This window comes from Yinghuangia seranimata (assembly GCF_029953285.1).
GTDB classification, from domain to species: Bacteria; Actinomycetota; Actinomycetes; order Streptomycetales; family Streptomycetaceae; genus Yinghuangia; species Yinghuangia seranimata.
In genome coordinates, this window is record NZ_JASAOI010000029.1 from 173266 (window position 1) to 197278 (window position 24013).

The 24013-nt window shown below is 71.9% G+C and carries 23 protein-coding genes; 11 read left to right on the plus strand and 12 right to left on the minus strand.

Going from position 1 to position 24013, the window contains the following annotated elements; translation table 11 throughout:
* The first annotated feature begins 74 nt into the window (after nucleotides 1–74).
* On the plus strand, nucleotides 75–1568 hold the full coding sequence (locus QI554_RS20000) for an APC family permease (RefSeq protein WP_281471500.1): 1494 nt from the start codon (nucleotides 75–77) through the stop codon (nucleotides 1566–1568).
* On the plus strand, nucleotides 1568–3148 hold the full coding sequence (locus tag QI554_RS20005; protein ID WP_281471501.1) for a serine hydrolase domain-containing protein: 1581 nt from the start codon (nucleotides 1568–1570) through the stop codon (nucleotides 3146–3148). Before QI554_RS20000 ends, QI554_RS20005 begins: the two co-directional genes overlap by 1 nt.
* Here the strand turns inward: QI554_RS20005 and QI554_RS20010 are convergent.
* Complete coding sequence (locus QI554_RS20010) at nucleotides 3133–4749, minus strand: helix-turn-helix domain-containing protein (RefSeq protein ID WP_281471502.1); 1617 nt, start codon at nucleotides 4747–4749, stop codon at nucleotides 3133–3135. The genes QI554_RS20005 and QI554_RS20010 overlap by 16 nt on opposite strands.
* A gap of 138 nt (nucleotides 4750–4887) precedes the next feature.
* Between QI554_RS20010 and lysA the strand changes: the two genes are divergently transcribed.
* Nucleotides 4888–6174, plus strand: coding sequence for a diaminopimelate decarboxylase (lysA, locus tag QI554_RS20015; RefSeq protein WP_281471503.1), 1287 nt, complete (start codon nucleotides 4888–4890; stop codon nucleotides 6172–6174).
* 297 nt (nucleotides 6175–6471) lie between these two features.
* On the opposite strand, the gene QI554_RS20020 is transcribed toward lysA, so the two are convergent.
* Both QI554_RS20020 and QI554_RS20025 read right to left on the minus strand, forming a co-directional pair.
* Nucleotides 6472–7440, minus strand: a complete 969-nt coding sequence (locus QI554_RS20020) for a TauD/TfdA dioxygenase family protein (RefSeq protein WP_281471504.1) — start codon at nucleotides 7438–7440, stop codon at nucleotides 6472–6474.
* A 69-nt stretch (nucleotides 7441–7509) separates the two neighbouring features.
* The gene (locus QI554_RS20025; RefSeq protein WP_281471505.1) at nucleotides 7510–8223 is read right to left on the minus strand and encodes a TetR/AcrR family transcriptional regulator; all 714 of its coding nucleotides are present in this window, start codon (nucleotides 8221–8223) and stop codon (nucleotides 7510–7512) included.
* A 242-nt stretch (nucleotides 8224–8465) separates the two neighbouring features.
* On the opposite strand from QI554_RS20025, the gene QI554_RS20030 reads away from it, so the two are divergent.
* Nucleotides 8466–8906: a hypothetical protein gene (locus QI554_RS20030; protein ID WP_281471506.1), complete on the plus strand. Its 441-nt coding sequence runs from the start codon at nucleotides 8466–8468 to the stop codon at nucleotides 8904–8906.
* 131 nt (nucleotides 8907–9037) lie between these two features.
* Here QI554_RS20030 and QI554_RS20035 read toward each other — a convergent pair whose 3' ends face one another.
* Both QI554_RS20035 and QI554_RS20040 read right to left on the minus strand, forming a co-directional pair.
* Nucleotides 9038–9625, minus strand: a complete 588-nt coding sequence (locus tag QI554_RS20035) for a TetR/AcrR family transcriptional regulator (RefSeq protein WP_281471507.1) — start codon at nucleotides 9623–9625, stop codon at nucleotides 9038–9040.
* Between the two features lie 40 nt (nucleotides 9626–9665).
* Nucleotides 9666–10664 (minus strand): aldo/keto reductase, encoded by a 999-nt coding sequence (locus QI554_RS20040; protein WP_281471593.1) that lies wholly within the window; start codon nucleotides 10662–10664, stop codon nucleotides 9666–9668.
* Nucleotides 10665–10903: 239 nt separating this feature from the next.
* Between QI554_RS20040 and QI554_RS20045 the strand changes: the two genes are divergently transcribed.
* From QI554_RS20045 to QI554_RS20055, 3 genes are read left to right on the plus strand one after another with little or no spacing between them, the layout of a single operon-like run.
* The gene (locus tag QI554_RS20045; protein WP_281471508.1) at nucleotides 10904–11314 is read left to right on the plus strand and encodes a hypothetical protein; all 411 of its coding nucleotides are present in this window, start codon (nucleotides 10904–10906) and stop codon (nucleotides 11312–11314) included.
* Nucleotides 11315–11318: 4 nt separating this feature from the next.
* A complete protein-coding gene (locus QI554_RS20050; RefSeq protein WP_281471509.1) occupies nucleotides 11319–11789 on the plus strand; it encodes a thiol-disulfide oxidoreductase DCC family protein in 471 nt (156 codons plus the stop codon).
* A 10-nt stretch (nucleotides 11790–11799) separates the two neighbouring features.
* Nucleotides 11800–12531: a TetR/AcrR family transcriptional regulator gene (locus QI554_RS20055; protein ID WP_281471510.1), complete on the plus strand. Its 732-nt coding sequence runs from the start codon at nucleotides 11800–11802 to the stop codon at nucleotides 12529–12531.
* A 33-nt stretch (nucleotides 12532–12564) separates the two neighbouring features.
* Here the strand turns inward: QI554_RS20055 and QI554_RS20060 are convergent, their stop codons facing one another.
* Nucleotides 12565–13089, minus strand: a complete 525-nt coding sequence (locus QI554_RS20060) for a hypothetical protein (protein ID WP_281471511.1) — start codon at nucleotides 13087–13089, stop codon at nucleotides 12565–12567.
* A gap of 253 nt (nucleotides 13090–13342) precedes the next feature.
* Between QI554_RS20060 and QI554_RS20065 the strand changes: the two genes are divergently transcribed.
* Nucleotides 13343–13870: a hypothetical protein gene (locus tag QI554_RS20065; RefSeq protein ID WP_281471512.1), complete on the plus strand. Its 528-nt coding sequence runs from the start codon at nucleotides 13343–13345 to the stop codon at nucleotides 13868–13870.
* Between the two features lie 6 nt (nucleotides 13871–13876).
* Here QI554_RS20065 and QI554_RS20070 read toward each other — a convergent pair whose 3' ends face one another.
* From QI554_RS20070 to QI554_RS20095, 6 genes are all read right to left on the minus strand, one after another.
* The gene (locus QI554_RS20070) at nucleotides 13877–14680 is read right to left on the minus strand and encodes an ABC transporter permease (RefSeq protein ID WP_281471513.1); all 804 of its coding nucleotides are present in this window, start codon (nucleotides 14678–14680) and stop codon (nucleotides 13877–13879) included.
* Between the two features lie 22 nt (nucleotides 14681–14702).
* Nucleotides 14703–15653 carry an ATP-binding cassette domain-containing protein gene (locus tag QI554_RS20075; protein WP_281471514.1) on the minus strand — a complete coding sequence of 317 codons (951 nt, stop codon included), beginning with the start codon at nucleotides 15651–15653 and terminating at the stop codon, nucleotides 14703–14705.
* A gap of 54 nt (nucleotides 15654–15707) precedes the next feature.
* On the minus strand, nucleotides 15708–16817 hold the full coding sequence (locus tag QI554_RS20080) for a PP2C family protein-serine/threonine phosphatase (protein ID WP_343230796.1): 1110 nt from the start codon (nucleotides 16815–16817) through the stop codon (nucleotides 15708–15710).
* A 144-nt stretch (nucleotides 16818–16961) separates the two neighbouring features.
* A complete protein-coding gene (locus QI554_RS20085; protein ID WP_281471515.1) occupies nucleotides 16962–18647 on the minus strand; it encodes an amidohydrolase in 1686 nt (561 codons plus the stop codon).
* Entirely contained in the window at nucleotides 18644–20194 is a 1551-nt protein-coding gene (locus QI554_RS20090) for a sodium:solute symporter family protein (protein WP_281471516.1), read from the minus strand. Before QI554_RS20090 ends, QI554_RS20085 begins: the two co-directional genes overlap by 4 nt.
* The gene (locus QI554_RS20095) at nucleotides 20191–20397 is read right to left on the minus strand and encodes a DUF3311 domain-containing protein (protein ID WP_281471517.1); all 207 of its coding nucleotides are present in this window, start codon (nucleotides 20395–20397) and stop codon (nucleotides 20191–20193) included. The genes QI554_RS20090 and QI554_RS20095 overlap by 4 nt, the downstream gene beginning before the upstream one ends.
* Before the next feature lie 104 nt (nucleotides 20398–20501).
* On the opposite strand from QI554_RS20095, the gene QI554_RS20100 reads away from it, so the two are divergent.
* The 3 genes from QI554_RS20100 to QI554_RS20110 all read left to right on the plus strand — a co-directional run bounded on the left by QI554_RS20100 (nucleotide 20502) and on the right by QI554_RS20110 (nucleotide 23987).
* Nucleotides 20502–21581, plus strand: coding sequence for an Lrp/AsnC family transcriptional regulator (locus QI554_RS20100; protein WP_281471518.1), 1080 nt, complete (start codon nucleotides 20502–20504; stop codon nucleotides 21579–21581).
* A gap of 80 nt (nucleotides 21582–21661) precedes the next feature.
* Nucleotides 21662–22219, plus strand: a complete 558-nt coding sequence (locus tag QI554_RS20105) for a TetR/AcrR family transcriptional regulator (RefSeq protein ID WP_281471519.1) — start codon at nucleotides 21662–21664, stop codon at nucleotides 22217–22219.
* Nucleotides 22220–22307: 88 nt separating this feature from the next.
* Nucleotides 22308–23987, plus strand: a complete 1680-nt coding sequence (locus QI554_RS20110) for an alpha/beta fold hydrolase (protein WP_281471520.1) — start codon at nucleotides 22308–22310, stop codon at nucleotides 23985–23987.
* Nucleotides 23988–24013 lie beyond the last annotated feature (26 nt).

Genomic DNA, 24013 nt, shown 5'->3' on the forward strand with positions numbered 1-24013 from the left:
TGCGCGACGAGGACGGCTCCGGTGCCGCCCCGTACGTTGTGCCGACCAAGCGCGAATGGGGAGTGGAGCCCAGGATGAGCGAACTGATCCCGTCGGAAATCACGCGGCCGGCGCCCGGGGTAAGCAGACGCACGCTCGGCGTGCTGCCCCTGGTCGGAATCTTCTTCTTCACGGTGTCCGGAGGCCCCTTCGGGCTCGAGAACTCGCTCTCCAGCGCCGGTCCGGGCATGACCCTGCTGATGATCGTCCTGGTGCCGGTGGTCTTCGGCGTGCCGAACGCGCTGGTGGCGGCGGAGCTGAGTGCCGCGATACCCGTCGACGGCGGCTACTACTACTGGACGAAGATCGCGCTCGGCAGAGGCGCGGCATTCGTGTTCGGGGCCTGGAACTCGATCGGGGCGGTGCTCAACCTCGCCCTCTACCCGATCCTGCTGGTCGACTACCTGGCCACGTGGATTCCGGACATCGCCCGCGGCGAGGGCCCGGTGCTCGTGGACCTGTTCCACGGCGGTTTCGTCGTGGACCTGCACTGGGTCGTCACCGTCGCCTTCATCCTCCCGATGGCATACCTCAACTACCGCGGCTCCAAGGCGGTCAGCGAATACTCGCTCGGGATGATGCTGGTGATCCTCGCACCGTTCGCGGTGCTGACGGGCCTCGGCATCTGGCACGCGGTCGCGAACGGGATCAATGTGCTCTCGCCCTTCGTGGTGCCGGATCAGAGCGTCAGTTCGTCGGTGGCCGGCGCGCTCAGCGTGATCGTGTGGCTCTACCTCGGCTTCGACGGCCCGAGCACCGTGCTGGGCGAGGTCGCCGACGCGCACCGCACCTACACCCGGGCCCTGCTCATCTCGGTTCCGCTGATCATCACCGCGTACCTGCTGCCCACCATCGCCGCCGTCGGCAGCGGGCTGCACCAGGACTCGTCCGCCGACTGGATCCAGGGCGACTTCGTCGTGGTCGGCGACATGCTGGGCGGAGTCTGGCTGAAGGTGCTGATCTCCGTGGGGTCGGGGCTCTCCCTCGTGGGGCTGTTCATGGCGATCCTGCTGACGAGCACCCGGGTCCCGCGAGCACTCGCCGCGGACGCGTACCTGCCGCGCTGGATGGCGCGGGACAGCAAGCGGTTCGACACGCCGGTGGGCGCGCTGATGGCGAGCACCACCATCGTCATCGTGCTGTCCGCCGTCGACTTCAGCTCGATCCTGCGGGCCACGGTGTTGCTCACGCTGGCCTCGATCCTGCTGGAGTTCGCGGCCTTCCTGGTCCTGCGCTGGAGGTATCCGCAGATGCTCCGGCCGGTTCGGGTCCCCGGCGGCTGGCCGGGCGCGGTCCTGGTCGTCGCGCTGCCCACCGCGATGATCGGGTACCTGGCATGGAGTACGGCGGTCAACGAGCGCGCGACGTTCGTCACGAGTGTCGCGGTGGCGCTGCTGGCCGTGCTGCTCTACCCACTGTGCCGACGGTTCGTCAAAGGCGGTCGGCCGGACGCCGAGATCGACTCCTCCCAACTCGAGCTGGGTCCGGACCGTTTCGCGGGATTCGCTGCGCGGAAGGCGGGCGTCTGATGGATGTGCAACGGGTGCTCTCGGAGCTTGCGGAGCAGCTGCGGACCTGGTGGCCGGTGCCGGGAGTCTCGATCAGCGTCGTCGACGGGGCCGGCGAGTCCGCGTTCGTCGCCGCGGGATTCGCGAACGCGGAGTCCGGGGCGCCGGTCTCGCGCGGCACACGCTTCGAGATCGGTTCCGTCAGCAAGACCTTCACCGCCTTCCTGCTCGGCATCCTGGCGGACGAGGGGAAGGTGGACCTCGACGCGGCGGTCGCCGACCACCTGCCCTGGTTCGCCCCGAACGGCGGCTCCCGCGCGATCACCGTCCGGCACCTCCTGCAGCACACCTCCGGCCTGGTGGCCGGGGCCGACGCGCTGCCCGACGCCGCCGCACGCGGCTACGCGCTGCGCGACGCGAGGACCTGGGCCGAACCGGGTGAGCTGTTCCACTACTCCAACGAGGGCTACAACCTGCTGGGGCTGATCGTCGAGCAGATGACGGGGCAGTCGCTGGCGGACGCCATGGCCGAACGGCTGCTGCGGCCCCTGGGCATGCGCGAGTCGGCGGCGCGGATCGTTCACGAGGACATCGCCGAACTCGCCACCGGGTACCGGTTCCTGCGCGACGACCGCCCGCCACTGCCGTCGGCCCCACTCGCGCCGGCCGGCTTCTTCGAGTACTCGTCGGCCGACGGGAACGTGCTGGCGACCGCTTCCGACCTGGGCCTGTTCGCCCGCATGCTGCTGGGCCGGGGCACCCTGGACGGCACCAGGATCATCGGACCGGAGCGTTTCCGACAGCTCATCACGGTGCCTGACGACACGGCCGGTTCCGGCTACGCGTGCGGCGTGGACGTGGAAGCGGTCGACGGCCGCACCTGGCTGACGCACGCCGGCGGGATGGTCGGATACCGCTCGTACCTCGCCGTCGACATCGACGGCGGGCACGGTGTCGCCGTGCTGACCAACGCGCCCGGCGAGTGCCAGATCATCGACCGCTTCGCCCGTCATGTGCTCGCCGTGGTCCAGGGCGCCCCGCCGGACCCGGCGCTGTTCGACCCGGAGCGGATCCCCGACGCCCGGCGCTACGTCGGGATCCACGGAACGGCGCCGCGCCGAATCCGCGTCGAGTCCGCGGGGGACGGCCGTCTCTCGCTCACCTCGGAGGGGGTGACCGGCAGGCTGTACGACACGGGGGACGGGCGGCTGGTGTGCGATCACCCGGGGTGGTCCGCCTACCACCACTCCTGGGACGGACGCTGGCTCTACGGACCCGAGTCACTGGGCCCCGGCCCCTCCGCGCCGACCGCCCCACCGCACGCACTCGCGGGTCACTACCGGAGCTACACCCCCTGGTACCCCGGATTCGGCATCGTGCAGCGGGCGGGACGCCTGCACATGACCGCCGCGACCGGCGTGGAAGCGCCCTGCGACGAACCGGAACTCGTTCCGCTCGACGACGGGACGTTCCGCATCGGAGCCGACCCCCGGCTGCCGGAGCGCCTGACGCCCGGACCCGCCCTGGACGGCGCGGTGCTCTGGGTCGACGTGGACGGGTGCCGTTACACGCGCTCGTTCCGGGATCAGCCGGAGCTCTGAGAAGCGCTCGTCCGCAGCTCGCGCACCCGGAGTTGGAGGTGCGCGAGCAGCATGGCGTCGGCATCGGCGAAGTCCAGCCCGGAGACCTCGCGGATACGGCGCAGCCGGTAGCGCATGGTGTTGGGGTGTATGTGCAGGGCCTTCGCGGCGGTGTCGGTGGCTCCCGCGGCGGCGAGATAGGCGGCCAGCGTCGCCGCCAGCGGACCGTCCTGGCCCTCTTCCCGGCGCAGCCGGTGCAGCGCGCCGCCGGAGTCCGGCAGGCCGAGCGACTCGGTCGCGTCGGCGAGGTGCAGCAGCAGTACCGCCAGCGCCATGTCCTCGACGGTGCGCACGACCGGTCCGCGGACGGCCGGATGCCGCAGCGCCCGCAACGCGGCGTCGGCCTGCGCCCGCACGTCGGCGATCCGGCCCATCGATTCGGCCGGGCCGCCGACGGCGACCACGTAGTCACCGGCCAGTGGGGTCCGCGCGAGGAAGTCGCGGGCGAGGGCGACGGCCGACTCCAGGGCCGTGGCGTGTTCCGCCGGCCAGGCGGCCAGGACGTACACGACTCCGGTGCCCGCCACCACGGCTGAACGCGGGTGCACGGCCGCCAGGAAGTACTCCAGCGTGTCCGCGAACCGGCGCAGCCCGGCGGCGTCCAGCGCGTCGGAGCCCGTGCCCCCGGCCAGCCGCGGGGCCGCGGCCAGGACGCAGACCGGGCCGGAGCCCAGTTGCAGCCGGCTCGCCTCCACCGGGTCGGCCGCCCCGCCGAGTACGGCGGCGGCCAGCTCGCCGCGCTGGCGGCGGGCGTAGCTGGTCTCCGTGCGCAGACCCACCAGTTGCAGTGCGACCACGGGCGCGAATTCGCGCAGCCGGGCCGTGGCCGCCTCGTCGAGCGGCCCGGTGACGGCGGCCCATATGTAGCCGAGGACGTCCGAACCGGCCCGGACCGCGATGGCCACCCTTGCCAGCTGATCCGGCCCGGTCGGCTCCATGTACACCGGCTCGGTGCTGGCATGGAGCCGCTCGAACTCCTGGCGCTCGCGCTGTTCGGCGAGCGTGCGCTGGTGCACGGCCCGCCCCAAGATGGTCTCGATCCGCTCGGAGTCGGTCCGGTCCTGCCCCTGCGACCAGGCGACCAGCGCGGAGAAGCGGTCCTCGATGGTGACGGGGGCGCCGACCGCCTCGTAGACGGCGTTCGCCAGGGCGAACAGCTCCGCGCCGCTGTCGGCCGAGCGCACGCGCGTCCTCGCGTCCGCGAGCAGCTGCTCGCGCACGGTCGTGGCCACGTGCATCCAGGACGCGTCCTGGTTGACCTCGATGATCGCCGGCGCGTCGTCGGCCGACGGCGGCACCGGGGCCTTCACCGCGAGCACCTCCGCGCCGGCCTGCCGCATGGCCGCGGTCAGCTCGCGCAGCTCGGCCTCGGTGCTCACGCCGACCCCCAGGACCACGCACCCGGGTCCGAGCCGTGTCGGCGCACCCGGGGCATGGATGGCGACGTCGGTGAGCGGCCCGCCGTCGCCGGTCCCCTCCTGGACGAGGCGCAGCAGCGCCGGGCCGATGTTCTCCACGAGCTGACGGACAGGCAGGTTCCCCCGGGCGCCGGCCTTCCGCATGGTGCACTCCCGACTCGACGGACTGTTGTGGGCGTCAAGTCTCGGAGACCCGTATTGACGATGTCAACGATGATCCGGAGCGGGCGGAGCGCGAGCATGGCACCAGAGCAAGACGGATCACAGGCACAAGGAGCACGGATGGCAGCGACGCAGACGCAGGCAGGCCGGGATCTGCTGGGGCTGTTCCCGCCCGGGACCACGCGGGACGCGAGCGGCGGACTGGTGATCGGCGGCGTGCCGGCGGCCGAACTCGCCGAGTCCTACGGCACCCCCGCGCTGATCCTCGACGAAGCGTCGGTCCGCGCCCGCGCCCGACGGTACGCCGACGGCCTGGCCGCCCGTTGGCCGAACTCCCGCGTCGTCTTCGCCTCCAAGGCGTTCCCCTGCACCGCCGTCATCCGGCTGCTCGCGCAGGAGGGCATCGGCATCGACGTGGCCGGCGGCGGCGAGCTGACCCTCGCCCTCGCCGCGGGCGCGGACCCGGCCGGCCTGGTCGTCCACGGCAACGCCAAGACCGAGGAGGAACTGCGCCTCGCCGTCGACGCGGGCGCCGGGACGGTCGTCATCGACAACTTCGACGACATCGACCGGCTGGAGAAGATCCTCGCCGGCACCGCAACGGAACAGGGAGTACTGGTCCGGCTCACCCCCGGCATCCGCCCCGACACCCACGAGGCCGTGTCCACCGGCCAGAACGGCTCCAAGTTCGGCCTGCCCCTGCCACAGGCCCGGGCGGCGATCGCGCGCCTGCGCGGCAGCGACCGGCTGCGGCTGGACGGCGTCCACGTGCACGTCGGGTCGCAGATCCTGGACCTCGCACCCTTCGCGCAGGCCGTCGAAGCCGTCGCCGAACTCGGCGAGTTCGCCGTCTACGACCTGGGCGGCGGCCTCGGCTCCCGCTACACCTACGCCGACCGGCCGCCCACGGTGGAGGCGTACCTCGACGCCCTCACCGACGTCGCCCGACGCCTGCTGCCCGCCGACGCCCGCATCCTCATCGAGCCGGGCCGCTCCATGGTCGCCGAGTCCGGCGTCTCGTTGTACCGGGTCGTCTCCGTCAAGCGCGGCGAAGGCCACACCTTCGTCGCCGTCGACGGCGGCATGGGCGACAACCTCGAAGTCTCCCTCTACCAGCAGCGCTTCGAGGCCGCCGTCGCCGACCGCCCGACGGGCGGGGGCGAGCTGTGCCGCCTGGTGGGCCGGCACTGCGAGTCCGGCGACACCCTCAGCGCCGACGTCCCGCTCGCGGACCCGCGCGTCGGGGACCTGATCGCCGTACCTGTCACCGGCGCGTACACCTACGCCCTGAGCAACAACTACAACGGCGCCCGCCGTCCGCCGGTGGTCTTCGTCCGCGACGGCGCCCACCGCGCCGTGGTACGCCGCGAAACCTACGCCGACCTGACGCGCCGGGACCTGCCCTAGGCGCCTTCTTCCGGACCACCGCGGCGCCCCAGATGTGAACGGCGGAGATGACCTGAATACCGGAGACGCCGAGGCCCGCACGGTAGATCGTGGCGTTTTTCGTGTCGTAGCGGGCGGCCGGGCCGCGCCATTGGTTCAACCGGTTGATGCAGCGTTCGACGGTGTTGCCCTGCGCGTAGGCCTCAAGGCCGCAGGCGGCGCGGCCGACCTCCGCCTCGGCCGCACCGCCTGCGGCCGAGCGTCACCCTGCCAGGGCGGCGTGTTCCGGAGAGGAGGCGTCCGGCGAGCTCGCGCGGTCTAGAAGGGGCGGTCGCCGAGGATGGTGACGCGTTCCATGATCCTGGTGTGGGGGTAGTAGTCGGCACTGGCGTAGTGCTGCGTGGCGCGGTTGTCCCAGAAGGCGACGGTGCCCGGGCGCCAGCGCAGCCTGCACTGGTACTCGGGGTGGCGGGCCTGGTCGTAGAGGAAGGCCAGCAGTTCGCGGCTCTCGTCTTCGGGCAGGCCGTCGATGTGGTGGGTGAAGATGCGGTTGACGTAAAGCAGTTTGCGGCCGGTCTCCGGGTGGGTGCGCACCACCGGGTGCGTGACGGCGGGGAACGCCTTCTGGGCGGCGGCGAGTTCGTCGGGGCCGAGGGTGGCACCGAAGCTCTGGGTGAAGTCGTGGACGGCGTTCAGCCCGTTCAGACGCTGCTTCATATCGTCGGTCAGCCCGTCGTAGGCGGCGGCCATGTCCGCCCACAGGGTGTCGCCGCCGACGGCGGGTACCTGAACGGCGCGCAGGATCGAGCCCATGGGCGGGGTGGTTTCGAAGGAGGCGTCGGAGTGCCAGACGTTCTCGACCGCCGGGGAGTCCGCGCCGCGTGCGAGCCGCACGACTTCGGGGATGCCGTCGACCTTGGGCAGGAAGGGGTGGACCTCCGGGGTGCCCCAGTTGCGGGCGAGGTCGCGGTGTTCCGGTGCGGTGAGGGACTGATCGCGGAAGAACAGCACCTTCCACTCCAGCAGGGCGCGGTGCAGTTCGGCGAGCAACGCGTCGCCGAGCGGCTGTGCCAGGTCGACGCCGGTGATCTCGGCACCGATGGCCGGGGTGCACGGTGCGACGTCGATCAGCTGGTACGGCGCAGGTGGTTCGTAGTCGCCGGTGGGGCTGAGCTCGCGCACGGGCACGGCGGACACGCCGTTGTCGAACACCGGTCGCGAGGACGGGACTTGGTGCGTGCTGGGCGCACTCCTGGTTCCCGGCGTGGCTAGGGGCATGCTGGTCATCAAAGCCTCCGGACTCTTCGGCACGGGCGCCGTCCCGGTTTCGTCGACCGGTTCGGCGGGAGGCGGCGGCTATGCGGACGGAGCCGCCTCGGGGGCGAGCGCGAGCGTGGACGGGTGTGCGGGTGCCATGAGCAGCCCCGCACCGGCGTCCACCAGGTCCGCGAGAAACAGCGCGCTCGGATCGGGCGTGTGGGTGGGATCGAGCTCCAGGCGCTGCTCACGACCGGCCAGCTCGTGGGTCGCGAACCCGGTGAACTGCTCCCAGCGACGATGGGCGATGCGTGCGGGCACCACGCCACCGGCAACCTCTACCGCGCGCTCGGTCAGCGCCTTCAGACCGGTGGTCCACGGCGTGCGCCCGAGGTCGTCGGGTCCGAGGGTGGTGACCTCGGGGTGCACGGTGTACGCGGCCTGCACGCAGAAGCGCAGGTACCAGCTGCCCCCGTCCTCCCCGGCGCGCAGCCGGTCCATGAGTTCCACCAGGGGGCGGGCGAACGCCTCGGCCACGGCGCGCGGGTCGGCGCTCCTGCCCTCGCCGTCGTACACCGCGATCAGTTCGATGCGGCGCGCGTTCACCTCACGCATGCGGTGCTCGAACAACGCCTCCACGAGGGATTGCACCGAACCGAAGTGGTACTTCACCGCGTTGGTGTTGCGCTGCCCCGCCGCGGCGGCGATCTCGCGCGCCGAGACCCCGTTGATGCCACGAGCGGCGAACAGCCGCTCGGCTGCGGTCATCAGCCGAAGCCGTGCGCGGTCGCCGACCGATGCCTCGATCTCCATGCCGCGAAAAATAACGCACACGCGTTAATCAATCAAGGGCCGGATAACGCACCTGCGTTAACGCCGGATGCGGCATGGCGCAATCGCGTCACCTCCCGCCGGGACGGACGTCCCGGGCCGCGGCCGGGATGTCTGGCTCAGGACGTCGGGACGTCCGGCACGGGACAGTCGGAGGCGATCGCGCGCGGCGGCATCCCTCCTGCCGTCCGCCGAACGCACCCCCGACGACCAGGAGTTGCCCCATGCCTCGAAGGATCCGCCGCGCGCTGCTCGGCGCAGCCCTGTCCGCCGCCGCCACCGCGAGCCTGCTCGCCGGGTCGGCCGGCACCGCGCACGCCGCGCCGACGGTGTACGCCGTCCATCTCAGCTGGCTCACCATCGAGGCGACGCAGGACAACAACTCCTACGACGAGGCCTACATCAAGGTGAACGGCGCCACGGTGTGGGGCCCGCACGACGTTCCGGAGAACAGCCCGCAGAACATCGGCGTGTCACTGCCGACGTTCTACTACGACTCGGACCACACGCTGACCGTCGAAGCGTGGGACCGCGACCCGGGCCGCGACGACCGCATCGGCTACTTCCGCCTCGGCGCGAACCCGGCACTGGGCGGCCAGGCCATCCAACTGCGGGGCAACGACGGGGTGTACGACATCTTCTTCTATGTGGAGCGCGCCAACTGACGTCGCAGGACGCGGTTCGCTCATGAGACGTGGGGCGTGCGGCGCGGCCGGACGCCCCCAGGCCAGCTCGCGGCGGGGCCCGCCGCACGGTTGACCGCCGCGCCCTTGAAGCTGCTCGCGGACGTGGCGGGTCAGACCCGTGGTGCGAGGCCTGCGAGGACGAGGTCGCAGACGTTTTCGAAGGTGGTTTGGGTCGCCGGGTCGGTCCAGTAGCGGGCGTAGACGGGGTCGTGGAAGCGGGCGGTGGCGGAGAAGACGGCGTCGGCTGCGACAACCGGGTCGGTGGTCGCGAACGCGCCTTCGTCGATGCCGTCCTGGATGATGCCGGTCAGTTGGGCGATGAGGTCGGCGAGGTGTTCTTCGACGGCGCTGCTGGTCTGTTCGACGAGCTGGGAGTAGGCGGCGAAGAGCTCGGGGTCGTCGAGGGCTTTGGAGCGCTTGGCCGCGTACAGGGTCTCCAGCCATTCGCGCAGCCGTTGCTCGGCGGGTGACTCGGACGCCACGACCGTCGTCAGCGTGGCGTGGGTGCGGTCGAGCCAGCGGCGGGTGACGGCTTCGCGGAGTGCGGCCTTGCTCGGGAAGTGGCGGTAGACGGTGCCGTGACTGACGCCGAGTGCGCGGGCGACGTCCACGACCGTGGCCTTGGCCGGGCCGTACCGCCGCAGGACGCCCTCGGCGGCCTCGAGGATCTGCTCGGAGGTCAGGGGTGCGTCGGCCACGGTGTTCGTCTCCTACCGCCCGGCGGTCATCCGCCCGACGTCACTTCTCGCTGTCCAGGTGCGCCATCTGCGCCGCAGCGTACCGCTCTCCGGCGGCGGCCCCCGCCGGCACGGCGCGCTCTATCGCGGCGAGGTCGTCGGAGGACAGCGTCACGTCGAGGGCGCCGAGGGCCTCCTGGAGGCGGTCGCGGCGGCGGGCGCCGACCAGCGGCACGATGTCGTCCCCGCGGCCGAGGACCCAGGCGATGGCGATCTGCGCGACGCTGACGCCCTTGGCCTCGGCGACCGCCCGCAGCGCCTCGACGAGCGCCAGGTTGTGGTCGAGGTTGTCGCCCTGGAAGCGCGGGCTCATGCCACGGAAGTCACCGGCGGCCAGCGCGGTGGAGCGCTGCCAGTGGCCGCTGATCAGCCCGCGCGAAAGCACGCCGTACGCCGTGACGCCGATGCCGAGCTCGCGCGTGGTCGGCAGGATCTCGGCCTCGACGCCGCGGGAGATCAGCGAGTACTCGATCTGCAGATCGCTGATCGGGTGCACGGCGTGCGCGCGGCGGATGGTGTCGGCGCCGACCTCGGACAGGCCGAGGTGGCGCACCCGCCCCGCCTTCACCTCCTCGGCGATGGCGCCGACGGTCTCCTCGATCGGCACGCTCGGGTCGAGCCGCGCCAGGCGATAGGTGTCGATGTGGTCGACGCCGAGCCGCACGAGGCTGTAGGCGAGGAAGTTCTTGACCGACTCCGGCCGGCCGTCGTTGGCGAGGAACGCGCCGTCCGCGTCGCGCACCGCGCCGAACTTGACGCTGAGGTGCACGCCGTCGCGGCCGCGCTCGCGTAGCGCTTCGCCGATCAGCAGCTCGTTGTGGCCGCTGCCGTAGAAGTCGCCGGTGTCGAGCAGGTCGACGCCCGCGTCGAGCGCCGCGTGGATGGTGGCGATGCTCTCGCCGCGGTCCGCCGGGCCGTACAGCGCCGACATGCCCATGCAGCCGAGACCGAGCGCGGAGACGCGGGAGCCGGTGGCGGCGCTGAGGGTGCGGGTGTCCATGGGAGCCATGAGAACGATCCTTCCGAAGATCCCTGCCGACGGTTTCGCGGGTGCCTGGCGACAGGTCCCGGGCACGAGATCAGCATGCCCGATGGACTGACAGATTTCAATATCTGTCAGTCCATCTCCCTCACATTCACCCGCCCGACCCAACCGACGCACCCCACTTGAACGCGTTCAAAAGGAGGGTCTAGAGTCAGGGTTACGCGAACTGAACGCGTTCAAAAGAGGGGGTCGCCATGGATCTCACCGTGGTCACATACGTCGTCTACCTGCTGATCAGCCTCTCCGTGACGCTGTGGGTCGGCCGCGTGCTCGCCCACAACGGCAGGCTCTTCCTCGTCGATGTCCTGCACGGCGACACCAAGCTCGCCCACGCCGTCAACCAGCTGCTGCTCGTCGGCTTCTACCTCGTCAACTTCGGCTTCATCGCCCTGCACCTCAAGCTCGGCGACCGCGTCGACACCGCCCGCGAGTCCTTCGAGGCGCTGTCCGTCAAGGTCGGCACCGTCCTGCTGGTCCTCGGCGCGCTGCACCTGGCCAACGTGTTCGTGCTCAACCGGCTGCGCCGCCGCACCCTGCAGGAACGCATGACCACCACTCCCCCGGTCCCGCCTCAGGCCTGGACCAGCCCGGCCGTGGGCGTGTGACGTCATGGCCACCGCGATCGGCGTAGGAGGCCTCGACCGGGGTGAGGCCTCCTACGTGTCCGCCACCGCCCCCGTACGCGTCCCGTCCCTGCGGCGCATCACCGTCCTGTACGACGCGGCCTGCCCGCTGTGCGTCGCCGTCAGCGGCTGGCTCGCCCGCCAGCCCAAGCTGATCCCCATCGACCTGATCTCCGCCGGCTCGGCCCGCGCCCGCAACCGCTACCCCGAGCTCGACCACGCCCGCACCCTGCGCGAGGTCACCGTCATCGGCGACGCCGGCCAGGTCTACACCGGGGCGTACGCCTGGATCATGTGCCTGTGGGCCCTCTACGCCTACCGCCCGATGTCCTACCGCCTCGCGACCCCCGCCGGCCTGCCGGTGGCCAAGGCCGCCGTGGTCGCCGCAGCCAAGATCTCCTCCGCGACCCGCCGCGAGGCGGGAGACTGCGGCGACGACTGCGGCCCTCACGATTAAGGTTCCACGCGTGGAGAACGACGCACCGACCGCCTCGAAGGCCAGCAAGAGCGAGCAGACCCGGTCCCTGATCCTGGAGACCGCGATGCGCCTGTTCCAGGAACGCGGCTACGACAAGACGACGATGCGCGCCATCGCCGCCGAGGCGGGAGTGTCGGTCGGCAACGCGTACTACTACTTCGCGTCGAAGGAGCACCTGATCCAGGGCTTCTACGACCGCGTCACGCAGGAGCACATCGCCGCGACCCGTGCGGCCATGCACGGCCGCACGGACTTTCCCGAACGGCTCCAGGCGGCGCTGACCGCGTGGCTGGACGTGGCGGAGCCGTACCACGGCTTCGCCGTCCAGTTCTTCCGCAACGCCGCCGACCCCGACAGCCCGCTCAGCCCGTTCTCCGCCGAGTCCTACCCGGCCCGCCAGACCGTCGTCGACCTGTACCGCGAGGTCCTGGCCGGGTCGACGATGAAGCTCGACACCGAAATGGCGGAGATACTCCCCGAGTTGCTGTGGCTCCATCAGATGGGCATCGTCCTGTTCTGGGTCTACGACCGCACCCCCAACAGCACCAAAACCCGCGACTTCGTCCGCCGCACCACACCCATGGTCGCCCGCGTGATGAACCTGTCCCGCTACAAACTCATCCGCCCACTGGTCCGCGACGCCGACAAGCTCGTCCGCGACTTCATCGTCCCCGAAGCCGTCGAACCGGCCGGGCACAAGGCTTCCCAGTCTCAGCGCTGACGACGTCGGCGTGGCGGACGGCGACGGCTCGGGTCAGGTGCCGAGGGGCACGGCGGTCGCTGTGCCGTCTGCGGCGACGGCGACGCGGCCTTGGAAGCCGTCCGAGCCGCAGTCCTTGCCGTTGGGGTAGGAGGCGGTCGGGGTGACGGCGAGTTCGCGGACCAGCGGTGCGCCGCCCGATGCGGGGGTGAGGGTCAGCGTCACCTGCACGGGGGTGCCGGGCAGCCCCGGGACCGGCGCGGCGCCGTTCTTTCCGCCGGTGAACACGACCTGGGCGGAACACATTTCGCCGGTGCAGCCCTTAGGGTCCGTCCTGCTGGACGGGGAGAGGATCACGTCTGCGTCCTTGCAGGCGCCGTCCCAGCAGGTCCGCATGTGGGCGCCCGCGATCTGGTCGGCGTACGGCGGCGCGATGTCCAGGGTGATCCCGACCAGGGTGCCGACCGCGGTGCACTGCCGCGAGGCGCCTGACGAACTCTCGTCGCCGCAGGCCACCGCCAGGACAAGGACCCCGGCGAGCAGCCCCGAGCGGCGGAGCGGCGTGAGTTTCGTGCGCATGCGCATCCTCTCGTCGACGTCAGCGACGGTCAGACGCCGACCCACACGGATCGGTTCCACAGGCGACCTTGAACGACGGGAGCGGCCGGGCTTTCTCCCGTGACGGCGTTGTTCGTCGACCGATACGCCCGCGCCTGACCCCGGAGGGGCCGCCGAAAGGGTGTCAGGAACGCGTCAGGAAGGGGTCCGTCCGCATCACGGCGGGGCAGCTGCGCGGTAGACAGGAAGCGGGGTTCGGCATCGGAGGTGCGCCATGCTTCGCACGTTGTCGCGGGACCGGGTCGCGTGGGCGAGTACACCGTTGCTGCTGTTGGTGGTGGGGCTGACGATGTCGCAACTGGCGGCTCGGGCGCGCATGTTGAAGGTTGTCGCGAACACCAGTGCCGGCTATCTCGAGCGTGTTCAGGACGCTTCGCGCGTTGCGCGGACGGCGTCGTCGCCGGATGCGGTCGCCATGTACGTCAGGGACGAGCTCACCGCGGTGCTCGGGCTGCGCGGGTGCCGGTTCGAGTACGGGACGTTGCTCGGGCGCCCGGCGCGGCTGGAGCGCGACGGCAGCGTGGTGGTCGGGCGCGAGGCGTGGGACGTCGACGCGCTGGGCTGGCCGGAGGACGAGGTGGAGCTGCGGGTCTTCCACAAGCACCGGTTCGTCGGTCGCTTCATGATGCTGCCGACACGAGGGGCCGTCGCGACGCTTCAGGCGCGTCTGGTGGCGGTGGCGTTGGCCGACCAGGTCGGGGCCTCCTATGACAGCCCGCAGACGAGCGGCGTCAAGCACTGACGGTGCTCAGACGGCCCTGCGGTACAGCCACACGCCGAGCGGCGCGAACACGGCCACGATTCCCGCGTCCCACGCGAGGGCCTGCCATACGAGGGACGCGGCGGGGCCGCCGAGGACCAGGGTGCGGACTGCTTCGACGGTCGCCGAGACGGGCTGGTTGTTGGCGAAGGCCTGGAGCCAGCCCGGCATCGTGGCCACCGGGACGAAGGCGGATGACGCGAAGACCAAGGGCACCAGCATCGGGAAGGCCGCCGCCTGGGCGGTTTCCGGGTCGCCGACGGCCATGCCGATCGTGGCGAAGATCCACGACATCGCGAAGCCGAACAGGAGGACGAGCACTACACCTGCGAGGAAGCGCCAGGCGTCGGTGTGTACCCGGAATCCGAGGGCGAATCCGACGCCCGTCATGAGGGAGACGACGAACACGTTGCGCGTGAGGTCGGCGAGGGTGCGTCCCGACAGGACGGCCGACCGGGCCATCGGGAGGGATCGGAAGCGTTCCATCAGGCCGGTCTGCATGTCGGTCGCCAGGCCGATGGCCGTGTTCATCGCGCCGAAGACCGCGGCCTGCACGAAGATGCCCGGCATCATGAAGTCCACGTAGGAGATGCCGTTCAGCGCGCGGCCGGTCACGCCGCCGAAGACGTACCGGAACATGAGGATGAACACGAGCGGCTGCACGGTCGAGAAGATCAGCAGCCGGGGTACGCGGCGCAGCGCGATCAGGTTGCGGTGGGCGACGGCGAGGCCGTCGTGGATCGGGGCGTAGACGCGTTCGACGACGGTGGGTGCGGTCACGACGGCGGTCATGTGGGCACCTCGCTTCGCTCGCTCATGGCGTGTCCTCCGTCCGGTGTCCGGTGAGTGCCAGGAACACGTCGTCGAGGCTCGACTCGCGCACGGCGATCGTCCGCGGCACCATGCCGTCGCCTTCCAGTGCGTGCATGACGTCCATCAGCAGCATCGAGCCGTCCGGCGCGGCGAGCCTGAGCAGCGGTCCTTCGCGGCCGGGAGCGCGCTGGAGCCGGGTCGTGATCAGCGTGGCGGCTTCGGCGGCGCGTGCCTCGTCGCCCATGTCGAGCTCGATGACGGTCTGGCCGAGGCGTTCCTTGAGCACTCCGGGCGCGTCGTCGGCGATGATGCGGCCTTCGTCGATGACCGCGACGCGGTTGGCGAGCCGGTCGGCCTCCTCGAGGTACTGCGTCGTGAGCAGCACTGTGGTGCCTTCGCGCAGCAGCTGGCGGATGAGCTCCCACAGCGCACCTCGGCTCTGCGGGTCCAGCCCCGTGGTGGGCTCGTCGAGGAACAGGACCGGCGGTTCGGAGACGAGGGCGGCGGCGACGTCGAGGCGGCGGCGCATGCCGCCCGAGTACGTGCGTACGGGCCGGTCCGCCGCCGCGACGAGGTCGAACTGTTCGAGCAGTTCGGCCGCGCGCGGGTCGAGGCGTCGCGCGGGCAGCCGGGTGAGCCTGCCGATGAGCCGCAGGTTCTCGCGCGCGGTCAGGTTGGGGTCGACGGCGGCGTTCTGTCCGGCGAGGCCGATGAGCCTGCGGACGGTCGCGGGCTCCTCCGCGACGTCGTGCCCGAGCACCTCGGCACGCCCCGAGCTCGGCCGGATGATCGTGGTGAGGATGCGGATGGCGGTGGTCTTGCCCGCCCCGTTGGGCCCGAGCAGCCCGAAGACGGTGCCCTGGGGGACCTCGAAGTCGATGCCGCCGAGGGCCGTGACGTCGCCGAACCGCTTGGTCAGGCCCGATACCGCGATGGCTGGGGCGTCGTGCATGGTGTGCCTCTGGGAGCGTTCCGTCCTTCCAGTGTGACGGCCCCTCGGGGCCGGTCAGGCCTGTGCGCGGCGGATGGCGATGAGGGCCGCGTCGTCCCCGAGGTGCCCGCCGGCGTGCGCGAGGAGGTCGCGGCGGATGTGGTCGACGAGGGCGGCGGGCTCGCATTTGGCCCACTGCGTGACCCGTTCGGCCAGGGGGTAGAAGGCGCCGTGGCCGTCGCGGGCTTCGGTGACCCCGTCGGTGTACAGGAGCAGGGTGTCGTCGGTGTCGAAGCGGTAGGTCAGGTCCGGGTACTCGTCGGCGGACAGCCCGTGCACGCCCAGCGGGGGCGCCGACCGGGTGGCGTCGATGAACGACGTCTTGCCGTGGCTCAGTACCAAGGGGGGCGGATGCCCGCAGTTGGTCAGACGGGTGACGGGCTCGCCGTCGGGGATGTCGATGAGCAGCGCCGTGATGAAGTGCTCGACGGTCTCCTCGCCCGTCTCGGCGAAGTCGAGCAGGTAGCGGCCGACGCTGCGGTCGAGCACGTGGGCGAGCTCGGGCAGGGTGGGGTGCCGTGTGGCGACGAGCCGGAAGGCGCTGAGCAGCAGGGCGGACTCGCCGACGGCGGCCAGGCCCTTGCCGCGCACGTCCCCGATGATCAGGCGGGTTCCGTCGCCGGCGCGGGTGGCGGTGTAGAGGTCGCCGCCTATCTGGGCCTCGTGTTCGGCGGCCAGGTACATCGTGGCGATCCGCAGCGGGCCGATCCGCTCGGGCAGCGGCCGCAGCAGGGCCCGCTGGGCCTCTTCGGCCACGGACTGCACACGGGCCAGCTGCCGGGAGCGGCGTTCCCGGATCACGGTGAAGATCACGATCAGCGTGGAGAGCACGGTCAGCGCGGCGATCTGCGCCACGTGGTTGCTGGTCGTCAGGCCGCCGTGGAGCACGGCGATCAGCACCTGGGCGGCGATGGCCAGGGCGCCGACGGCGGCGGTCAGTCGTGGCCCGGCGAACGAGGGCGTCAGGGCCGGGGCTATCACCAGCAGCGGGCCGAGGTGGACGCTGCTCGGCGCCGAAAGGTCGACGATCGTGATCAGCACGATGAGCGCGATGGGCAGCGCCACCAGCATCGCGCTTCGACGGCTGGCCTGCGGCCCCTCGGCCGGCCGGCTTCGGATAGCCACGTATCCACTGTGCGCCGCGATCAGGACGTCCGCACAGGTAAGCAGCCGCGGGCGTACGCGCGCAGTAACGGAGAGCGACAACCCGGCCGCCGACGGGGGCGGGCGGCCCGTGAGACCGCCCGCCCCCGTCGGAGCGCCTGACGGCTACGCCGCCCACACCCGCCGGGCGCCGACCCAGGTCGACAGGACCGGGATGTCGGCGATGCGCTCCGGGGGCGTGGCCAGCAGGTCCTCGCCGAGGACGGTGAAGTCGGCCAGCATGCCCGGGACGAGGCGGCCCTTGAGGTGGCCCTCCCCGGTCGCGTGGGCGGAGCCGACGGTGTACACCTCCAGGGCCTGGCGCGGCGTCACGCGCAGGTCGGGGCCGAGGACCTCGCCGCTGTCCGTGGCGCGGGTGACCATGGTGCGGATCGCGAGCAGCGGCGGGAGCGGCCCCGCCGGGTGGTCCGACGAGCCGCCCACGGCGATGCCCGCGTCGAGGAACCTGCGGTGCGCGCATGCCGCGGCCGCGCGTTCGTCGCCGTAGTAGCCGCGCAGCTTGTCGCCGTGCTCGTGCAGGAACGAGCCGAACGGCACGGGGGTCACCCCGGCGGCGGCGATCCGTGCGATCAGGTCGTCGTCGACGAGGCTGCAGTGCTCGATGCGGTGGTTGGTCGCCGCGTAACGCGGCTCCGCGGCGCGGGCGGCCTCGATGGCGTCGAGGACCTTGCCGACCGCGAGGTCGCCGTTCGCGTGCACCGCGACGCGGCTGCCGGCGTCGTGGACCGCGCGGACCGCCGCGGCGAACTCCTCGTCCCCCATGAGCTGGATGCCGTTGTCGGCGCCCGTCTGACTGGGGTACGGCGCGCGGCACAGGCAGGTTCCGCCGGCGAGCGCGCCGTCGATCATCATCTTGACGCCGACCAGGCGCAGGTGTTCGCTGCCGAAGCCGGTGCCCAGCCCGGTGCGCTGGAGGTCGGCGAAGTAGCGGTGCCACACCAGCATGCCGACGCGGGCGGTGAGGACGCCGCGCCGCGCCGCCTCCTGGTAGAGCCTGATCTCGCGCGGCGAGACCAGCGCGTCGCACCACGAGGTGATGCCGGCGGCGTGGAACTCGCGGCACACCTCGGCGAACGACGGGACCAGGTCGTCGAGGGTGAACTCGCCCAGTAGTTCGGGGGCGCCGCTGGGTCGGAACCACTCGTCGAACCACGCCCCTTCGTACATCCACCCGTCGAGCGAGCCGTCGGGGTTCCGTCCGAGGGTGCCGCCCGGCGGGTCGGCGTCGGTGTCGCGGTGGCCGGCGAGTTCGAGCGCGCGACTGTTCGCGACGGCCATGTGGCACGAGAAGTGCACGGCGAGGACGGGGTGTTCGCGCGAGACGGCGTCGAGCGCCGCGCGGTCGAGCCGGCCGTGCGGGTCGGCCGCCGGGTTGTAGCCCTCGGCGACGACCCAGCGGCCGGGCGGGGTGGCGCGCGCCTTGTCGGCCAGCAGCGCGCGGGAGCCGCCGCCCGTGGACATCGCCTCCGCGGTGAGGGAGACCCGCAGCCGGGTGTCGGCGAGGCCGGCGGGATGGCAGTGCGCGTCGTTCAGGCCGGGGACGACGACGGCGTCGCCGAGGTCGACCGGTTCGGCGGCGGGGAACCGCGACCGCAGGTCCGCCCAGTCCCCCGTGGCCACGATGCGCTCGCCGAGCGTCGCGAACGCCTCGGGCTCCTGCGGCCGCGCGGCGTCCGTTCCGTCGGCGAGCGAGATGATGCGCCGCGCCCGGAACACGCGCAGTGCGCGGGCGTCCGCCTCGGGACCGGAGGCACCGCCGTGCCGCGCGGTGTCGCCGTGGACCTCGTTCATGCCGTTCCTTCCTGGATCGACGTCTGGACCGACGTCTGAGACGTCTGGATCGATGACGGGACCGATGCGCCGGCCGCGACCGGTTCGCGGCACTCGGCGTCGTCGGCGGCCCCGGCGCCGTGGGCTCTGCCGGTGGCCCGTAGGGCGGCCTCCACGAGCAGGCCGACCGCGATGTTGACCGCGAGCCCGATGAGTCCCGCGTTGACGTGGCCGGTGTCGACCGCGTGCCCGGAGTCGCCGAACGTCAGCCAGATCACGACCGCTTCGCCCGCGACGATGCCCGCCCCCGCGGACCACGCCTGCACCAGCGGGCGGCGCCCGGTCAGGGCGTACAGCAGGGCGGGTGCCATCTGCGCGAGCCCGCTGTAGGTGAGCAGCAGCAGGTTGGCCAGCGCGTCGGGCCGCTTGATGCCGAGCACGAGCGCGGTGGCGACGGCGCCGACGACGGTGCCGTGGTTGACCATCAGCGCGGCGCGGTCCGAGCGGGGCCGCACGACGTTCCGCGCGACCAGCGACGACATGCCGAGCACGATCCCGGCGGACGGCACCATGGCGCACGCCGCGGCGGTGGTGACGACGACGCCGACGAGCCAGTCGGGCAGCGCCTCGTTGGTCAGGTGCAGCAGGACGCCGTTCGGCCCGCCGGACGCGGCGCCGGCGACCAGGATGCCGGTGAAGCCGATCAGCATCGGGATCGCCTGGCTGGCGCTGTAGAAGGGGATCCAGATGCTGTTGTGGCGCAGCGCGCGCTCGTCCTTGGCGGACAGCACCGAGGGCCAGGCCTGCGGCATGGTCATGAACATGACGCTCAGCAGGCTGGTCACCATGCTGGTGAAGAACCAGGTGCGGTCGAACGTCCCGTCGTCGTGGACGCTGAGCTTGGCGGGATGGGCGTCGAGCACCTGGCGGGTGACGTCGCCGACGCCGCCGGCGAAGTGGGCGGGTATCGCGACGACGAGCACGACCAGGACGATCACCATGAGGGCGTCCTTCAGGTACGCGGCGCGGGCGATGCCGCCGATGCCCGACCACAGGACGAAGCCGGTGATCAGCACGGAGGCGGCGACCATGCTCGCGGTGCCGGAGGAGCCGTCCCCGGTGGCCAGCTCGACCACGAGGCCGAGGCCGGTGATCTGGAGCTGGAGGTACGGCAGGAGGAACGCGACGCCGAGGACGGCGGTCAGGGTGCCCAGGGCGCGGCTGCCGTAGCGGTCCGCGAAGAAGTCGCCCTGTGTGAGGTAGCCGCGGTCCTTGCCGAGGCGCCAGACCATCGGCGCGATGACGTAGAGCCCGACGTACGCGAGCGGCAGGTACGGGAGGGCGTAGACGACGCCGACACCGGACACGTACGCCAGGCCGGCCAGGCCGAGGAAGGTGAAGGTCGTGTAGACCTCGCCCGCGTTGAGGAACCACGTGGTGACCGCGCCGAAGCGGCGCCCGCCGACGGTCCACTCCTCGAGGCTTGCGGCGGGCTTGCGTCGGCCGAGCACGCCGAGCGCGGCGATGAGGAGCATGCCGACGACGGAGACGGCGAGGGTGGTGTTCACCGGTCGCCCCCGTTCGCCGCCGCGCGGTTGCGCTGGTACTCGACGTTCGCGAGGGCCGGGGTGAGCAGCACGACCCATCCCGCAGTCCACGTGAGCACCGAGGGCATGCCGAGCCAGATCTTCGGCTCGTTGACGAACGGCAGCCAGACCGTCGACAACAGCGCGACGACCGGCACCGCCAGCAGAAGGATTGCGACACGCATGGACCACTCCCTGGGGTCGTCGTATCTCGGGAACCCCTGGAGCATGAAACTTCTCGGGGGACTTGCCGCCGAATCTGTCGAGAAGATTCACTCGAGGTGTGCGTATGAAGAATTCCGCCACCGCCAACGGAACGGGTCCGAGCCCCGAGGACGGCCGGGCACCCGGCCTCGGGCCCGCGCCCGCGCTCGATGAGACGGACCTCGCGCTGGTCAACGCGCTGCAGGCGGCGCCCCGCGCGTCGTGGACGCTGGTCGGCCAGGCACTGGGCATCAGCGCCGTGACCGCCGCGCGGCGCTGGGAGCGGCTGCGGTCGCGGGGGCTGGCCTGGGTGACGGCGTACGGCGGCCCCGTCGTGCAGGACACGACCTGCACGGCGTACGTCGAGGTCGACTGCCTGCCGTCGCACCTGCGCGCGGTGACCGCGCGGCTGGTGCGCGACCCGCACATCGCCGGGGTCGAGCACGTCTCCGGGGGCACCGACCTCCTCCTCACCGTGATGGCCGCGGACCTGACCGCGCTGTCGCGGCTCGTGGTGGACGTCGTCGGCGCGCAGGAGGGTGTGACCTCGGTGCGCAGCATGATCGCGACGCATCTGTTCACCGAGGGCAGCCGCTGGGACCTGCGCTCGCTCGACCCGCGGCAGCGCGGCATGCTGCGGCCCGCGGGCGGCGAGGCGTCGGCCGCGGGGACGGCCGTCCTGGCTCCCGAGGACCGGCCGCTGTTGATCGCGCTCGGCCGGGACGGCCGGCTCGGCTACGGCGACCTCGCCGAGGCCACCGGCATGAGCGAGTCCACCGTGCGCCGCCGGGTGACCCGCATGCTGGCGAACGGCACCGCGATCCCGCGCTGCGAGATCGCCCAAAGCGTGTCGGGGTTCCCGACGTTCGTGCATTACCTCGCGACCGTCCCGAGCGCCGAACTGGGCCGGGTGGCCTCCTCGATCTCCGCGGTCGCCGAGGTGAGGATGTGCGCGGCGATCGCCGCCCGGCACGCCCTGCTGATCATCGCGTGGGTCCGGTCGATCCCCGACACGCTGCGCCTGGAGGCGCAGATGGCCGAGCGGTTCCCCGAACTCGTCATCGAGGACCGCCGCCTGACGCTCGCCAACCCCAAGCGCATGGGCCACCTCCTGGATGCGGAGGGCCGCAGCGTCGACTTCGTCCCCATGGACGTCTGGAGCTGAGGCCTCGACGCTCGGCCGGGCCTCGGGATCCGGCGGGTGGATCTTGCGTGAATATGCCGGTCGGTCTAGTTTCTTGGGGCATGGGACAGAAAGGCGCGCAGACCCGGGACCGCCTGCTCGACACGACGCACGCGCTGGTTCAGGCCAAGGGCTACACCGGGACCGGGCTGAACGAGGTGGTGGCGGTCAGCGGCGCGCCGCGCGGCTCGCTGTACTTCCACTTCCCCGGCGGGAAGGACCAGTTGATCGCCGAGTCGGTGCGGTACGCCGGGCAGGCGATCGGCAGCGACCTCGCCGAGCTGTCCGAATCGACCGGCCCCGCCGCCGAGTTCGTCGGCGCGGTCCTGCGGCGCCTGGGCGAGCAGCTGGAGGCGTCGGAGTGGCTCAAGGGCTGCCCGATCGCCACCGTGGCCTTGGAGGCTGCCGCTACCAACGACCTTCTGCAGGAGGCGTGTTCGGAGGTCTATGCCTCCTGGGAGGCGGCCCTCCGCGCCCGGCTGGGCGACCGCCCCGACGCCGCCGACCTCGCGGTCACCGTCCTCGCCCTGATCGAGGGCGCGCTGCTGCTGGCCCGGGCGCATCGCAGCCGGGAGCCGCTGGACCGCATCGGCCGCCAGATCGCGGTCCTGCTGAGCTGACGCACCACCCCGGCCCGCCGCACACGCCGCACGCGACGGGCCGTCTGTCTGCCCAAAAAATATGTAGACCGATCTACTGGGAGTCATCTTGGACGCGATCGTCTTCGGCGCCACCGGCTTCATCGGACGCTCCCTCGTCGCGGAACTGCTCCGCAGGGGGCGACACGTTGCCGCGGCCGTCCGGCAGGACACACTGACTCCCTGGCTGACGTCCCAGGGCGTCAACACCGGGAGCCTCGACGTGGTCACCGCCGACGTCACGCGGCCGCTCGCCGAACTACCCCACGCACCCGTCGTCTACAACGCCGCCGCGCGCTACGCCTTCGGCCTCGAGGTCGACGAAGCCCGGGCGACGAACGTCACCGGCGCGCTCAACGTCCTCGAATGGGCCGCCGCGCTTCCCGAGTTGCGGCGGCTCGTACACATCAGCGGGTACCGCGTCAGCGCCGAGGAGGGCCGGCCCGACTACGCGACGCTGGGAGCGTACGAGGCGTCGAAGCTCGAAGGCGACCTCGCCGTACGCGCGCGGGCCCGCGAACTGGGGGTTCCGCTGAACATCGCCAACCCCAGCAGCGTGATCGGCCCGGGGCAGTACATCGGCCCGGCCGGCCTCGTCGAACAGCTGTGGACCGGCAAGCTCCCCATGCTGCCGGGCGGCCCGGACACCTTCCTCCCCGTCGTCACCGCCGACTACTTCGCACGGTTCCTCGCCGAACTCCCCGCCGCGCCCGCGGGCAGGCACTACTGGGTGCTCGACGACGCGACTCCCCTTCTGCCCGGGTTGGTCCGCACCATCGCCGACCACATCGGGGTGCGGGCGCCGCGGCGGACCATCCCGGTCGGATTGCTGCGCCGCCTTCCGCGCGCACTCACGCAAGCCGACCCCGAGACCCTGACCTTCCTGTCGACCGACCGCTATCCGACGGGCCCCGCAAGGGACTTCGCGGCGGCGGCCGGTATCAAGATGCCGCCGGTCGCCGACGCGCTGCACACCTGGGCCGACCATCTGGTCGCGACCCGCTTCGGAACGCGCGAGCCGTGGCTGACGCCCTACGGCTTCGACGCCGCGGCGGGCAGCCGAACGTGGGTCGTTGGTGAACGCACCGATCCGGCCTACGTGTTGCTACACGGACTGCCGCTCAACGCCGACGCGTGGGCACCCGTCTCCGCGCGGCTGACCGGGCCGGCCCTGGCTCCCGACCTGCCGGGGCTCGGACGCTCGTCCGCCACCGACCGGCCCATGCACGCATGGCTGGACGAACTGCTGAGGCCGACGCGGACCCGCCCCTCCCTGGTCGCCCATTCGGTGGCCTGCGGTCCCGCGCTGCGCTTCGCCGCCGAGCATCCGGAGCGGGTGGGCGAACTCGTGCTCATCGCACCGTCGTTCCTCCAGGAACCCGCCCCTCGGCTCAACCGCTCGGCCGCGGCCGCCGTGAAGCTGCGCCGCATGACCGGGGCCGAGCTGGCCGCGCTGCTCGGCGTCCCCGAAGGGGCGGAGGCGGACAGCGCCGCCGCCGATCTGCGCCGTCCCGGCGCGGCACGCCGCGTGATCGGGGCCCTTCGCGCGTCCGAAGCCGAACGCCCGGAGCTGAAGCGGCTCCTGGACCGCGTGACCGTCCCCGTCCGGATCGTCGTCGGCTCGACCGACCCGCTCAGCGCACAGGTCGACCACGAGGTGACCGAGATCCGAGGGGCCGGGCACTACCCGCAGCTCACCCATCCCGCCGAGGTCGCCCGCGCGCTCGCGACGGGCGCGCTCCGGGGATGAGGGCCGCCAGGGCGGTGAACGCGCGG